This window comes from Rheinheimera tilapiae (assembly GCF_042432165.1).
Classification (GTDB): Bacteria; Pseudomonadota; Gammaproteobacteria; order Enterobacterales; family Alteromonadaceae; genus Pararheinheimera; species Pararheinheimera tilapiae.
The window spans coordinates 463,007-477,501 of record NZ_JBHLXP010000003.1; the positions used below are offsets into that span (position 1 = coordinate 463,007).

General features: G+C 51.4%; 12 protein-coding genes. 7 read left to right on the forward strand and 5 right to left on the reverse strand.

Annotated features, from left to right (window positions below):
* Positions 1-91: 91 nt before the first annotated feature.
* Both ACFFJP_RS12975 and ACFFJP_RS12980 read left to right on the forward strand, forming a co-directional pair.
* Positions 92-742, forward strand: coding sequence for a choice-of-anchor H family protein (locus ACFFJP_RS12975; protein WP_377244614.1), 651 nt, complete (start codon positions 92-94; stop codon positions 740-742).
* Complete coding sequence (locus ACFFJP_RS12980; RefSeq protein ID WP_377244617.1) at positions 739-1,671, forward strand: hypothetical protein; 933 nt, start codon at positions 739-741, stop codon at positions 1,669-1,671. Before ACFFJP_RS12975 ends, ACFFJP_RS12980 begins: the two co-directional genes overlap by 4 nt.
* On the opposite strand, the gene ACFFJP_RS12985 is transcribed toward ACFFJP_RS12980, so the two are convergent.
* From ACFFJP_RS12985 to ACFFJP_RS12995, 3 genes are all read right to left on the reverse strand, one after another.
* Entirely contained in the window at positions 1,637-2,728 is a 1,092-nt protein-coding gene (locus ACFFJP_RS12985) for a hypothetical protein (protein ID WP_377244620.1), read from the reverse strand. The genes ACFFJP_RS12980 and ACFFJP_RS12985 overlap by 35 nt on opposite strands.
* Positions 2,718-5,147: a hypothetical protein gene (locus ACFFJP_RS12990; protein WP_377244623.1), complete on the reverse strand. Its 2,430-nt coding sequence runs from the start codon at positions 5,145-5,147 to the stop codon at positions 2,718-2,720. The genes ACFFJP_RS12985 and ACFFJP_RS12990 overlap by 11 nt, the downstream gene beginning before the upstream one ends.
* 108 nt (positions 5,148-5,255) lie before the next feature.
* Positions 5,256-6,647 carry a PhoH family protein gene (locus ACFFJP_RS12995; RefSeq protein ID WP_377244626.1) on the reverse strand — a complete coding sequence of 464 codons (1,392 nt, stop codon included), beginning with the start codon at positions 6,645-6,647 and terminating at the stop codon, positions 5,256-5,258.
* A gap of 205 nt (positions 6,648-6,852) precedes the next feature.
* Between ACFFJP_RS12995 and rapA the strand changes: the two genes are divergently transcribed.
* The 5 genes from rapA (at position 6,853) to ACFFJP_RS13020 (ending at position 13,110) form a co-directional block, all read left to right on the forward strand.
* Positions 6,853-9,765 carry an RNA polymerase-associated protein RapA gene (rapA, locus tag ACFFJP_RS13000; RefSeq protein WP_377244629.1) on the forward strand — a complete coding sequence of 971 codons (2,913 nt, stop codon included), beginning with the start codon at positions 6,853-6,855 and terminating at the stop codon, positions 9,763-9,765.
* Between the two features lie 11 nt (positions 9,766-9,776).
* The gene (gene rluA, locus ACFFJP_RS13005; protein WP_377244632.1) at positions 9,777-10,427 is read left to right on the forward strand and encodes a bifunctional tRNA pseudouridine(32) synthase/23S rRNA pseudouridine(746) synthase RluA; all 651 of its coding nucleotides are present in this window, start codon (positions 9,777-9,779) and stop codon (positions 10,425-10,427) included.
* Positions 10,428-10,606: 179 nt separating this feature from the next.
* Positions 10,607-11,668: an OmpA family protein gene (locus ACFFJP_RS13010; RefSeq protein ID WP_377244635.1), complete on the forward strand. Its 1,062-nt coding sequence runs from the start codon at positions 10,607-10,609 to the stop codon at positions 11,666-11,668.
* A gap of 115 nt (positions 11,669-11,783) precedes the next feature.
* Complete coding sequence (locus ACFFJP_RS13015) at positions 11,784-12,560, forward strand: DUF3530 family protein (protein WP_377244638.1); 777 nt, start codon at positions 11,784-11,786, stop codon at positions 12,558-12,560.
* A gap of 202 nt (positions 12,561-12,762) precedes the next feature.
* Complete coding sequence (locus ACFFJP_RS13020; RefSeq protein WP_377244641.1) at positions 12,763-13,110, forward strand: DMT family protein; 348 nt, start codon at positions 12,763-12,765, stop codon at positions 13,108-13,110.
* Between the two features lie 11 nt (positions 13,111-13,121).
* Here the strand turns inward: ACFFJP_RS13020 and djlA are convergent, their stop codons facing one another.
* Both djlA and ACFFJP_RS13030 read right to left on the reverse strand, forming a co-directional pair.
* Complete coding sequence (djlA, locus tag ACFFJP_RS13025; protein ID WP_377244644.1) at positions 13,122-13,919, reverse strand: co-chaperone DjlA; 798 nt, start codon at positions 13,917-13,919, stop codon at positions 13,122-13,124.
* A gap of 14 nt (positions 13,920-13,933) precedes the next feature.
* On the reverse strand, positions 13,934-14,495 hold a 562-nt coding region (locus ACFFJP_RS13030; RefSeq protein WP_377244647.1), incomplete at its 5' end, for a nucleotidyltransferase family protein.

A 14,495-nucleotide genomic window follows, 5' to 3' on the forward strand; every position in this document is an offset into this window, starting at 1 on the left:
TTTTAACTCAAATAAAACAAGTGCTGAGGGATTCAGCCAAGATTCAGAGCATAGAGACGAGGATCATACCAAAGCCACCGGAGAATCGCCTATGAAAACCCAACTGACCGCCTGTTTACTTTTATTAGCCAGCTACGGTCTGCACGCCGACCCTACAGAACAGACTTTGCCAACCCGTGAGATCCACGCTGACGCCAGTGTAGCGGCCGCCAACACTGATGCGAGTACCGCCCCCTCGGCTATCTTGCTGAACCAGGATTTCAGTAGCAGCAGCTGGTTTGATTCTGTTGATTTAACGCTGCGACACGATCGCGATGGCGACCGTTTTTACACACAGATCTACATTCGTTTTGACGCACATACGCAGTATACCGAACAACCGGTTTATGCCGTTTACAGCCTGATTGGCCCGGGTCTGAACCGGATCTTCCACACCAGCAGTATCTTTACTTTGTATGGCAGCAGCCGCACTGACTGGTTTGCCATCGAAGTCGATATGCGTGATTTACCACGCGATTATTACAAACTGAAAATTGAACTGCGTGACGCGCGCAGTGGCGCAAAACTTGCCGAAATCTCTGGTTATGAAGCCGCAGCACTGAATAATCTGGCGTTGGAAGATGGTCCGGCGGATACACCTGTCAGTGTGATAGTGCATGAATCTTCTGGTGGCAGTCTTGGCTTTTTCTGGCCGGTAGCATTAAGCTGGTTGTACCTGAAGCGGCGGAAGCTGATGTCTTGAAGCGAGTTCTATGTACGTTATTGCTGCTAAGCTGCAGCACAGCGTCAGCACAAATGCTGTTACAACGCGCAGCTGCAGGGCAGCAAACCGAGTTTAGCTACCAGTTGCCTCCAGAACCGGCGTTGGTATTTCGTCTCGACAATAAACTGCTCAACCAATACCGTGGTATGAAACGTTATACCCCTCACATGGCTGAGCAGGCGGTCCGGCATGCGTTAATGCGCCAAGCCGCGTCTTTGCAGCAACAAGGTGTGCGGATCCAGTTCTCACCGCCAAACCTGCCGCTGCAATTCACCGTTCAGGCCGATGACAGCACCAAAGCCAAGACAGTTGCAGCAACCCTGCGTTCGTTACAAAAATCAGCGTTAGATCAGTATCTGGCACAAGGTTATTATTTTTTGCTGGACGACCCGGTTAAAGGAAAAGGCGTGATCCCCGACCATCTGCGGTTTATGCAGGATGCGCTGGGGCAGCTGCAACCAGTGGCTGATGCATTTATCAGTAACTATGGCAAAAAAAATATTCGCCAAATCGCCGCTCGGCTGACCTTGTGGATCCAGCAAATCCCTTACCGTGATCTGGATAATCGCATCGAATCCAATGGCAAAGGCTATGCACCACCGGTGCAGTTAATTTTCGACCACAACGGTGACTGTGACAGCAAAGCAGTGTTGTGGGCGACCGTGATGCGGCTGATTTTTCCAACACTGATGATCAAAATCATTTACCTTCCCAACCATGCCATCATCGCCGCGCAAGTTCCGGCAACGGATACAGAGCAAGTTATTGATTTTGCAGATGCATCTTTATTACTGATCGATCCGACAGGACCTGCCCCATTAAAATTGGGGCAGATCAGCCCGGAATTTCAGGCCGCTTTACGCAGCAAGCAGTTCAGTCAACGAACTTTTCCGACCCTCGATCTCTGAGCTGTTCGGTCTGTTTAAACACGGACTCCCACTCCAGCGGGACATGACGAACGCCTTGTACATCGCCGCGCTCTAACCGTGCTACGTGGATCAACAGACGGGAAAACGGTCGTAACACTTTGCGTTTAAAGCGTGACAGCATATAAAAATACAACACAAGCAGTGGAATGCTATACAGCAATAATTCAGTCGCAAAGCGGATCAATTCGGCCCTGGTATCACGCACTGCATCTGGCTGAATGTGCAGTGCAAATGGTAACAACTCTAGTTGTTGCAAACTGTCATTTTGATCAGAACCATTGTAAGTTGTCGAGTCGGCTAGCTGCCCATCCTGCACCGCCAGCAACACTTTGCCGACTTTATCCATCAGCATCAGCGTGGCACCATGCTGCGGTACCTTCACCTGCTGCAACATAGCTAACAGATCGATTTCCAACAACAAGTGCCCGACCACGTTTTTATCCAGCTTGACCGCAATATGCAGCGCATACCGTTGCTTCAGTTCATCCAACACCAACATATTGGCCGAACTGCTATTGAGCTGCATGTGGGCTAACGCGGCGATTTGTTGCACCGCCACATTGGCCAGCTCGATGGAGCTGGCATCCGCGTCGGTCAGGTGAAACCATTGCAAACCCTCAGAAATGTAGGACACGTTGAGCAAATACCGAGTAGAGCGTAACTGCTGAAGAAACCAGGGCTCCATCTGCTGTAACATAGCAGTCTCGGCAGCAGTCAGCGGCCGTACCTGTTGTGATTGTTCTGCCGGGCGCAATGCGGTTAATTGCCCTGTTGGCAGTGAAGCATCGGGCTTCGGTTGCTGCAGCGCCTGGCTGGCTTCGGTTTGCATCACTTTCGCCAGATGTAACAGCGGTATTAGCTGATGATCAAAATCACTAGTCGCCGCATTTAATTGCAACTGCCGTAAATCCAGCCGATCAGATAACGCCATCAGATAATCCAGAAGCGCCATACAAACGGCCAGCAGCAGAATCAGGATCAAACCATTGCGGCGGTTTCTTTTTTGTTCGTTTAACAGCGGGTTACTAATTTTCATCCGTAATCAATCTTTCCGAAAGTTGAAATAAACGCTGACTCAGCATGGTCAGCCCCTGAGATTGGGTCCATACCAGCTGGGACTCTTCCAGCGAATCAATCGCGACTGGCTGTGCTGTGTACCAAAGCAATGGCTGCTGTGTCAGCTGGCCTTGCCACTTCATCGAATTCTCTAGCGGTAGCATCAACAGTTCATTATACGGCAATGTCTGTTCTGGCAGCAGCGTCATCGGCTGATAACCCAACTGGCTTAATACTTGTTGCAACACCCAGCCATCGACAGCATTAGCCGGTGCCAGCCAGACACGTCGTAGCAGAGGACCAAATTCCGCCTCTTCGGTTGCCACCAAAGCTTGTTGCAACGAACCACAAAGAACAGGCTTACTAATCAAACGCAGCTGAAAGCTCTGCTGCAATGCCTGCCACTGGTCAGGCTGTCTCACCAGCACCAGTAACGCAAGCTGCGGGAAATAACGCCGGACCACCTGAAAGACTTGTGTCGCAATTTGCTGATCGGCATTGATAAATGCTTCATCCAGGATAAGGTAATCGAGCCGCGCGTCATTTTGCTCGCTGCACCATTGCATGAATTGGGCTGCATCATCGAGTGGCATCAGGGCCAACCCGGTTTGTTTCAGCATGCGGCGGTACAGCTGTTGCGCATCACCGGCCGGACATAATAATAATGCTGCGCCATCAATCAGTTGCAATTCACTGCCAGGACGTGCTTCTGCCAATACCTGTAACGGTAAAGTTAGCAATAACTTGTTTCCGCTGAATTGTTGCTGCGCCGCGCTCAAATGGCCGCCAGCATGTTGCAGTCGTTGCAGCGCGGCCGGCCAAAGCGTCTGATCCTGCCCCGGATGCAACAAAGTCAGCCATTGCCCGGGCGCAATGGTATCGCCATCATCGCTGATCTCCAGCATCAACCGCTGCGGTTCCGTCAGCACAACTTTAACCATCAGGGTACTGACATCGTGCTGAGCAAGTCGAAGACGTATCACCCAATCGAGTGCCTCTCGCAGCGCAACGGCATCCAGGCTGACCCAGGCCGGCAGATCCGGAGCCAGCTCCAGCAACAATGCTTTGACTACCTGCTGCTGTAATTGAGTTAGTTGCAGGCTCAGCAATAATCCTGGCTGGCAGTAAATCGGGCCCTGCGTCTCTGTATCGCATTGCTGCAGCCAAAGCTCTGAAACCTCCCGCAAGCTATGTGCTGACGCCGGCTGAGTCAACCAAGCCTGTAATAAGGTTTGGGCTATTTTTAACTGGTTTTGTTGTTGTGATGATTCCACGGCGACGGGTTTAATCACCGTTACGGGCTCAGCCGTGGACGCCAGTTCCGGCAATGCCGTGTCAGGCACCGTTACCAGCGGCTCTGGCGAGGTCAACAAATCAGACTCGCCGAAGACCGTGACTTGCTCCTGCTGTCGAACGCCGCGTTGGATCAGCCAAAACAACAACAGCAAAATCAGGCTCAACGCCGACAACCCCATCAGCAAATACTGGCGCAAGGTTTTGCGCTGCTGTTGCAAGCTATGCAAATCGCGCTCTGCCACCAGATATGCCTGCCAACTGTCTGACCACCGCCAGCTGGCGACACTGGGACGTCCAAGATAATTCGGCACAAATAAAGGCGTCTGTCCTTGCTTACTCGCGGTCATCAGTTGCGCCAGTGGCGTTGCTGGCCAGGCCATACTGCCGTCATAGCGTTGACTGCTGCGGGTTAAGTCTTCTGGTGGCCGTTTCAGCAGGAATTTCAGACTCTGATCATCTCGCAGATCTGTCTGTCCAAAGCGCGCTAATAAAGTTTGTTGATAGCGGCTTGGCGATACCAACTGCGCCGCGGCAGACACCAACAATACTTCACCGGCGCCGCCTTGTTGGGCTTTTTGCAGATTTTGCTTCAGTGCCGATAAGTCGAACCAGAACAGCAAGTGCTGATTATTCAGTTCGAGGTGAACAGGGGCGACCCACTGTGCGGGTAAGACCATTGGCGTCAGGAACTGATGATTGCTGCTGAAATCTGTCGCGGTAATGGTAAACAACTGACCGGCAACACTATTGCTGAGGCGGACAGCGCGACCCGCTTCATCCAGCAACGCATAGCCCAGCAATGCATCCGGCCACGGCGCGTGCTGAATTTTGTCGTCCAGTTCCTGCCAGGGATCATAAATGACGTTATCAGTGGTCGCCGGTGTCATACCGACTAAATCAGCCCGCAAATAATCCAGATGTAAACGGTAGTTCCGTTGCCAGTCTTCCAATAAGACTTCGCTGCGTTCCAGTTGCAGGCTCAGTTGGCTATACAGTTGCGTTTGCTGGCTTTGATTCGTCTGCAACCAGACCCAATAGCCGCACCCCCACAAGAAGCTGAGTGACAACAGAAAAAATAAACTGGACCAGGAAAACAGTTTCACGGTGGGACGGCATCCTTGGAAGCAGACAGCAAAATGCTGACGACAGAACAGATTGACTAGCCTAACGGATTACGCCGGCAAGTCAATCTGTTAACAACTGTAAAACCGCTACAGGTTGGCCTCTGCAAAGGAAGCCAGCCGGCTGCGAACCACCCCATTGAGGTTAATCGTGGTGCTGCCTTCGAAGTTTTTAAAACGCTCCACGATATAAGTCAGACCCGAGGTCACTGCGGTCAGATAGTTACTATCAATTTGCGATAGGTTACCGGAACAAATCAGTTTGGTACCTTCACCACAGCGAGTGATGATGGTTTTCAACTGCGCTGCGGACAGGTTCTGACATTCATCGAGCAATACAATAGCGTGCTGAATGCTGCGACCGCGCATAAAATTTACCGACTTAAACTGAATGTTGGCCTTATCCATAATGTAATTGACGCTGGAATGTGGATGCTCGTCGGTTTTATGCAGTACCTCCAGCGAGTCGGTGATTGCTGCCAGCCAAGGTGCCATTTTCTCTTCTTCAGTACCTGGTAAAAAGCCTATCGATTCAGCAATTTCCGGGGTATTTCGCGTCACGATAACTTTGTCGTACATGCCACGTTCAATCACCAGCTCCAGCGCTGCGGCCAATGCCAGCAGAGTTTTGCCACAACCCGCCGGGCCGGTCAGAATCACCAGATCCATATCCGGGTCCAGCAACGCATTCAGTGCCATCGCCTGGTAAATGTTTTTCGGATGAATACCCCAGGCATGGCGATGCATCATCCGCTCAAACCCCAGATCCAACACTTTAATTTGTTGATCGTTAATCGAGACCACACGGCCAGCAAAGGTTTCATGCTCATCGACCAGATATTCATTGAGGTAAGCATTAGGCAATAAAGTGCGGGGTAAATAGTGGTAGGTGTCGCGGCCTTCATTTTCACTACGGCAATCTTTAACCTGACTCCAGAAATCGCCGGCAAATTTAAAATAACCTTTATATAAAAACCGTACGTCATCGATCAGCTGGTCAGTGCGATAGTCTTCGACCAGTTTTAAGCCGGCGCCTTTGGCTTTTAGGCGCATATTGATGTCTTTGGTTACCAGAATCACTTTGACCGGGGCTTTTTCACGCTGTAAAAACAGCGCCGTGTTGATAATCAGGTGGTCGTTTTCACCGCCCGGCAAGCCGGGGATTTGATCGCTGATGTGATGGTCATTGACGATAAATAAATGACCACTGGCTTTATCGTCGGTATGTTGCGGTAATTTCACGCCCTGCAGCATTTGCTCCGGGGTTGCATCCTTCAGCACGTCCTCCAGTGCGCGGATCGCCACACGAGCTTCGCGACTGACATCTTTGTGTTTGTCTTTGATATGGTCTAATTCTTCTAACACAGTCATCGGGATGACCACGTCATGTTCCTGAAAATTTAAGAAGGCGAAGGGTTCATGCAGCAGGATATTGGTATCGAGGACGTAGATTTTTATGTCTTTACTTCTTCTTCGCGCCATATGCAGCTCCTTAGCAGCGGATGAAAAAACCCGGCGGGTTCTTATGTAATTTAGAACAAGAATCCTTGTACCGGATGACAATCTCGTGACGATACAAAGCTTTTCATTTGTGACTCAGACGGTGTAGAAAAATTCCCGGCAAGGCGGATGCAGTTTGGCCGGATTTTCAGTACCATAGCGCCCCCTTTGCAGAGTGACCCGGATAATGATGAAATTTGCCCTTGGACAACGCTGGATCAGCGACGCGGAATCGGACTTAGGTTTAGGCACCGTAGTCGGTATTGATGGCCGGATGGTGACCATGTTGTTCCCCGCCAGTGGCGAAACCAGGCTGTATGCCATGAGCGAAGCGCCGCTGACGCGGGTGCAGTTTAATCCGGGTGATACGGTGAAAAGTGCACAAGAATTCAGTCTCGTCATTGAACGGATTGAAGAAGTGAATCAGACGCTGGTTTACCATGGCGAGCGCACCGACACTGGTGAAACGGTTAGTTTGCGCGAAACTTTTCTCGACCATTTCATCAGTTTCAGTTCACCACAGGACCGCTTGTTTACCGGTCAGATTGACCGCTTTGACTGGTTCACGCTGCGTTACCACAGCTGGCAACATCTTCATCAGCAGCAACAAAATCCGCAGCGCGGTCTGGTTGGCGGCCGTTTAAGCCTTATCCCGCATCAACTGCACATCGCCAATGAAGTATCACAGCGTCATGCGCCACGGGTGTTATTGTCAGACGAAGTGGGCCTGGGGAAAACGATCGAAGCAGGTCTCATCATCCATCAGCAACTGCTGTCTGGACTTGCCAGCCGCGTGTTAATTGTCGTACCTGAATCGCTGCAACATCAGTGGCTGGTCGAAATGCTGCGCCGCTTTAACCTGAAGTTTGCCATTTTTGACGACGAACGCCTGACCGAAGCCACCGCTGACGGTGGTAATCCATTTGAAACCGAACAGCTGGTGCTGTTGAGCCTCGACTTCCTAACGCGGAAAAAAGCCGCCTTTGAAGCAGCCGCAGAAACACACTGGGATTTGCTGGTGGTTGACGAAGCGCACCACCTGACCTGGAGTGAAGCAGCCGCGAGCACCGAATATCAGCGGATTGAAACGCTGGCACAAGACACACCGGGCGTCATTCTGCTGACGGCAACGCCGGATCAGTTGGGTCATCAGAGTCATTTTGCCAGGCTACGCCTGCTCGACCCCAACCGCTTTTATGATTACCCGGCTTTTGTCGCAGAGGAACAGCAATATAAGGCGATCGCGACACTGGCGCGTGCGCTGCAACAAGAAGTGCCATTATCGGGTGACACTGCGGCACAGCTGCAACAGTTGTTACAGGAAACCGATATCAGTGCGCACCTGTCGCTGCTGAAGTCTGCTGATACTGGCAGCGAGCGCGATGCCGCCATCGATGCACTGTTGAGCCTGTTACTGGACCACCATGGCACCGGCCGCATTCTGTTTCGCAACACTCGTGCTGCTATTGCCGGTTTCCCGCAGCGTCAGCCACAGTTCATCGGCTTACCGCTGCCGGAACAGTATCAGAACGCCATCAAAGTGCAGCTCAGTTTTATGGCCAACCAAACCGATGAATTCAAAGCGAAAACGCTATTGTTCCCCGAGCGGATTTATCAGGAATTTGAAGGCAGTAAAACCAGTTGGTGGCAGTTTGATCCGCGCGTTGAAGCAGTGATTGCACTGATTAAACAACACAAATACAAGAAATTTCTCGTCATCTGCGCCCATGCCGACACCGCTATTGCGCTGGAAGAAGCGATGCGGGTGAAAGAAGGCATCCGCGCTGCAGTATTCCACGAAGGCATGTCGATTTTTGACCGCGATAAAGCGGCTGCATATTTTGCGCAGGACGATCAAAGTGCGCAGGCGCTGATTTGCTCGGAAATCGGCTCCGAAGGCCGCAACTTCCAGTTTGCGCATCACTTAGTGTTGTTTGACCTGCCGCTGAATCCGGATTTGCTGGAACAACGCATCGGCCGGCTGGATCGGATCGGTCAGACGCAGGATATCCAAATCCATCTGCCGTATTTTATCGACCAACCACAGCAAGTGTTGCTGGACTGGTATCATCAGGGGTTACAGGCATTTGATGCAACCTGTCAGACCGGTGGCGCTGTCTATCAACAGATGCGCGAACGACTGCTACCGTTGCTGGCGCAGTCCGCGCCGGATCAGACTGCAGTCAGCGCAGTGCTCGCCGACAGCCGCGCGCTGAACAGCCAGCTGAAACAACAGCTGGAGCAAGGCCGGGATCAGCTGCTGGAACTGAATTCCAGTGGCCGTGGCCAAGCGCAACAGTTAGTGGAACAAGTCCGCTTACAGGACGACGCGACTATTTTGCCGCTGTATATGCTTAAAGCCTGGGACTTGCTCGGTGTTCAGCAAGATGACCGCAGTGACACCAGCATTGTGCTGACTCCGTCAGAACATCTGCAAGGCCATTATCCAATGCTGGACGAAGATGGCATTACCGTCACCTTTGACCGCGCCACAGCACTGGCGCAGGAAGATATTCAGTTCCTGAGCTGGGATCACCCGATGGTTCAGGGCACTTTGGATATCGTCACACAAGACACGATGGGCAACAGCGCGGCCGCATTACTGCATAACAAACAACTTCCGGCAGCGACATTTTTTGTCGAATGTATTTATCTGGTCGAAGCCTCTGCACCGGCGGAACTGCAACTGGGTCGTTATCTGCCACCCACACCAATTCGGTTGTTGCTGGAAAAAACCGGCAAGAATCTGGCGCCGAATGTGCCGTTTGACAACTTCAACCGTCAGCTCAAACCGGTCGGTCGCCAAACCGCCAGTAAACTGGTCGGCGCGCTGCAAAGCACGATTCACCCATTGTTGGCCAAAGCAGAAGCCTATGCCGATGTGCAGTTAAAACAACTACAGCAGGAAGCTTTGCGCAATATGCATAGCCAATTGCAGGCACAACAAGACCGGTTGCAGGCGCTGGCAAAAATCAACCCGCTGGTGAGGCCGGAAGAAATTGCTCACCTGGCGGATAAACAACAACAGCTGGATCAGTACATCGGTAAAGCTCGTCTGCGCTTTGATGCGATCCGTGTCATCGTCGTCAGCCACGATTAGGCCATACCGACATGTTACTGGAGTACCGGCCGCCGCAATCGCCGTATCTGGACATCCTGTATCAGGATGAAGCGCTGCTGGTACTGAATAAACCAAGCGGTTTGTTGTCTGTTCCAGGCAAAGCGTTGGAACATCAGGATAGCTTGCAATTGCGCGTGCAACGGGTATTCCCGACAGCGCGCACCGTGCATCGTCTGGATATGGCTACATCCGGCTTGTTAGTGATGGCGCTGACTCTGGATGCTCAACGCGAGCTGAACTGGCAGTTTGAGCGCCGGCAAACGCAGAAACATTACATTGCCAGACTGGAAGGCCGGTTGCAGTCGCAGGCCGGTGCTATTGACCTGCCGTTGATTTGTGACTGGCCAAACCGGCCGAAACAAATGGTTTGCTTCAGCCGGGGCAAACCAGCCCAAACTTTATTTGAAAATATCGGCTATGAAGAGAACGCCACGCGCGTGCGGTTAACGCCGGTCACTGGCCGCTCGCATCAACTGCGGGTACATATGCAGTGGCTGGGGCATCCGATTTGCGGTGACAAATTTTATGGCTCGGCGCCGGACGAAAAAACTGAACGTTTACAGCTGCATGCAGCAATGTTGGGGCTGCGGCATCCGCAGACAGGCCAATGGCTGGAGTTTCGATCACCAGCCCCATTTTGAACGAGAAGCAGCAAAGTGTTAACCGCAGATTCATCTTCAGCGGTTAGCATGACCCCCGCCAACGCGTGTTGCGCTGACAACACAGAAATGTTTTTGTTCAGCAAAACAACAGTAAATTTGTTTAATCTAAACAAATCAAATAAAATTAGCGCGTTGGAAAAACCCCTAAGGAGATATGGATGAAACTGAAAACTAGCGCAATTGCCGTTCTGGCAGCTTTACCCCTGATGACAGCTGTAGCATCAGCCGCACCAACCGCTGCTGAATTACAAGATCGGGTTTACGGTTCTGTGTTCTGGGAGCACTATGCACCGGACAACGACAAAACTAAATCATTAGACTGGAAAGGTCAGAACAACGGCAACGGCACTGGCCTGAACATCGGTTACCGTATCAGCGAAAGCTGGGGCATCCGCGCAGAATATGTTCGCCAGGATCTGGAATCAGAATTCTCTGACGCCGATATCAAAGGCAACCGCGTCGGTATGGACCTGGTTTACCACGTTGACAGCCTGCCGCTGTACTTCGTGGGTGGTATCAAAAACTACACCACTGGCCGTTCAGCGTCTGCTGCCAACATCGGTATGGGTGTGAACATGTTCGTTACTGACGAAGTTGCTTTATTCGTTGAAGCAAACCGTTATCAAGGTATCAGCAAAGCATTTGGCGATCATGGCGTGAAAGTAGGTCTGACCTACAACTTCGGTGCCGCTCCAGCTGCAGAACCGGCTCCGGCGCCAGAACCAGCTCCAGTAGCAGCACCAGTAATTGGTGATGCGGATCAGGACGGTGTAACTGACGATAAAGATCAATGTGCTAACACACCAATCACTGACAAAGTAGACACTGTTGGTTGTTCAATCTTCACTGAAAACTCAGTTAGCATTGCTCTGAACGCTCAATTTGATAACGACTCTTCTGTCGTGAAAGAACAGTATCATGCGGATATCGAAAAACTGGCAACCTTCCTGAAACGCTTCCCGAACACTGACGTAGAAATCGGTGGTCACGCGTCTAACGTTGGTACTCCAGCTTACAACCTGGCTCTGTCACAACGTCGCGCTGACGCCATTGCAGACGTTCTGGTCAGCAACTACGGTATCGAACGCAGCCGCGTGAAAGCAGTTGGTTACGGTATCACCAAACCAAAAGCTGCAGGCAGCTCTAAAGCCGCTCATGCTATCAACCGTCGTATCGAAGCGACTGTGACTGCATCTGTGAAAGAAGCCGTACAACGTTAATTCGTTTTACTTCTGACAAAGCCACCTTCGGGTGGCTTTGTTTTTTCTGCCAGGACTACAGCGCGGCGAAATGTGGCCGATACTGACATTAATCTCCAGTCTGGCGGAATTTCCGATGTTGCGATCCTTCTCCTGTTTTTCCATTAGTTCCCTGCTGTTATGCGTGCCATTTCTGCTAAAAGCAGAGGCCGCTTTATGGGACGAACAACAAACCGCCGCAGATTTACAACGTCAGGTTGCCACCGCACAAATTAATGCACTGAAATCACCCCAACAATCATTTCTAACCTTACAGCGCACAGCGATGACACCTTTTGTCAAAGGTACTGTAATTTTAGTCCCTGACTGGTCACAACATGCCGCCAGTCCAAGGGCTGTTGAGTACCTTAGAAATTATCTGATTGATTATGGCTGGAATACCCTGGCGATGATGGTACCGCCAGGCGTCACTGAATCCAGCATGGAAAATCTGCAGGCTTACCAGCTACAACTGCTGGAACGACTCAAAGTGGTGATGCAGGAGGCCGAATCTAAACCCGGCACTATCGTCGTGATCGGCCTCGGTCACAGCGGCGCCTTGTTGAACAATTTGTACAAAAATGAAGAACTCAGTCCGCCACAGGCATTAGTTTTAATCGGTGCCGCGATGCAGGACGTGGCGTTAAATGAACAAGTTGCGGAGGCGATCAGTCAGCACAAAGTGCCCACACTGGATTTGTTGCCACAAACCGACAATGGTTTTGCCCGCAACAGTGGTGCACTCCGGTTGCAGTTGGTACGCAAACACATCAAAGAAATATACCGACAAAGACTGTTACCGGGTTCAGTGGAACAAGACCACCCCTGGCTCGGCGGGGAGATCCTCGGTTGGCTGCGTTACATCGGCTATTAACAGATGTCAGCTAACTATTTTCAAAACGCTTTATTTGCTGGCAGATTCTGGCACACAGCATCCTAATTCTTGCTGATCGTTGCCTTGAATCCATACAACACAAGCATCGCCTGTCACCGAAACGGTGGTTCAGCAAATGCAAAATGCAAATTGTCCTCCCACTCGATAAACTGAGAAAAATTCAGCCACCAAAGGAATTCGAATGTCTCCGGTTCTATCTACTATCGGCTTGCTGGTTCTGAGCAATATCTTTATGACATTTGCCTGGTACGGCCATCTGAAACACCTGAAATCATCGGCATTACTGACCGCGATTCTGGTGTCTTGGGGCATCGCGTTTTTTGAGTACATGCTGATGGTGCCGGCGAACCGCATTGGTTCGCAGGTGCTGAGTCTGGCGCAGTTAAAAATTCTGCAGGAAGTGATCACACTGGCGGTATTTATCCCGTTCGCCGTGTTGTATATGAAAGAGCCGTTTAAGCTGAACTATGTTTACGCCGGAGTTTGCCTGCTGGGCGCGGTATATTTTATGTTTTATTACAAAAGCTGAGCGGGCCACGCTCAGCTGCGATGTTGTTTTAACAGTTCGTATGCTGCCTGGATTTGCTGAGTTTTCTGATTGGCCAGCTCCAGCATTTCTTTTGGCAGGCCCTGCGACATCAGTTTGTCCGGATGATGCTGTGACATCTGTTTTTTATAGGCTTTTTTCAGTTCAGTCTCACTGCAGTCCGACGCAACACCCAATAATTGATAGGCATCTGCCAGTGCATCTGCGGCAGGCGCTTGCTGAGTTGGCCGACGTGAAAAACGCGATTCGGCTTCGTACCGCCCGAGTAGATATTGCAGACGGGTATTCGAGATCGACAGTGCTGCAGCAACTTGCTGCAATAACTTCAGCTCGACATCACTGAGCCGGCCATCGACATACGCTACTGAAATCTGGATCTCCAGAAACATCTGCAGCAAATCAGGTCGCCAGCGGTATGCCTGTCGCAAAGATTGCAGCTGCTGTTGCAGTGGAAACTGGCTGTCTTTGCCTTCACGAAAAGCCCGCTGCGCTTCCTGCTGTTGTTGTGGCCCTAGCCCCAGCTGCTGCATAAACGCCACAGCTTTGTCGATGTGCGCCGTTGTGACGACACCATCGGCTTTTGCCAGATGCCCCATCACCGCGAAAGTGCTGAACATAAACAAGCCCTGCGCTTCGCTTTGATCGCGTTTGAAACCGGCGAATCCACCGGCTTGCTCAAACTGCTGTCGCATACTGCGATCAAACCAATGGCCGATAAAAACGCCAGCAATCAGGCCCGGAATTTTAAACATCGCCAGGCCAAACAATCCGCCCAGTAACTTACCCCACATAATTCGGCTCCTGTTCAGCTCTTACTGCGAAAAAGAATGTCAGCGTCTGCCAGACGTTGCGGCGTGCCAATGTCGGCCCAATACCCCTGATACAACTCGGCGGTGATCTCGCCACGCTGCATCGCAGCCCGTAAAAACGGCGCCAGTTTTTGTGCACCCGGTGGTACATCATGGAAAAACTCTGGCCGATACAGCGCAATGCCACTAAAAGTATATTTAACCGGACCGTCGACGCAGGCGTCATCTTGCTGCAGCGCAAAGTCGCCTTGCGGATGCTGTGGCGGATTGGGCACCAGCACCAGATGCGCCATTTTATCCGGCGCTAACGCATGCAGCAGTCGGCTAAATGGGAAATCAGTCAATACATCGCCATTCACCACCAGAAACGGCGAATCACCCAGCAGCGGTAACGCCAAGCGGATCCCACCTGCCGTTTCCAGACCGGTTTCCCCCTCTGGCGAATAAACTATATCAAGGCCAAACTGCCGGCCATCACCAAGCTGCGCTTCGATTTTTTCACCAAGCCAGGCATGATTAATCACTACCGATTGAACCCCTGCAAGGCTCAGCGCTAAC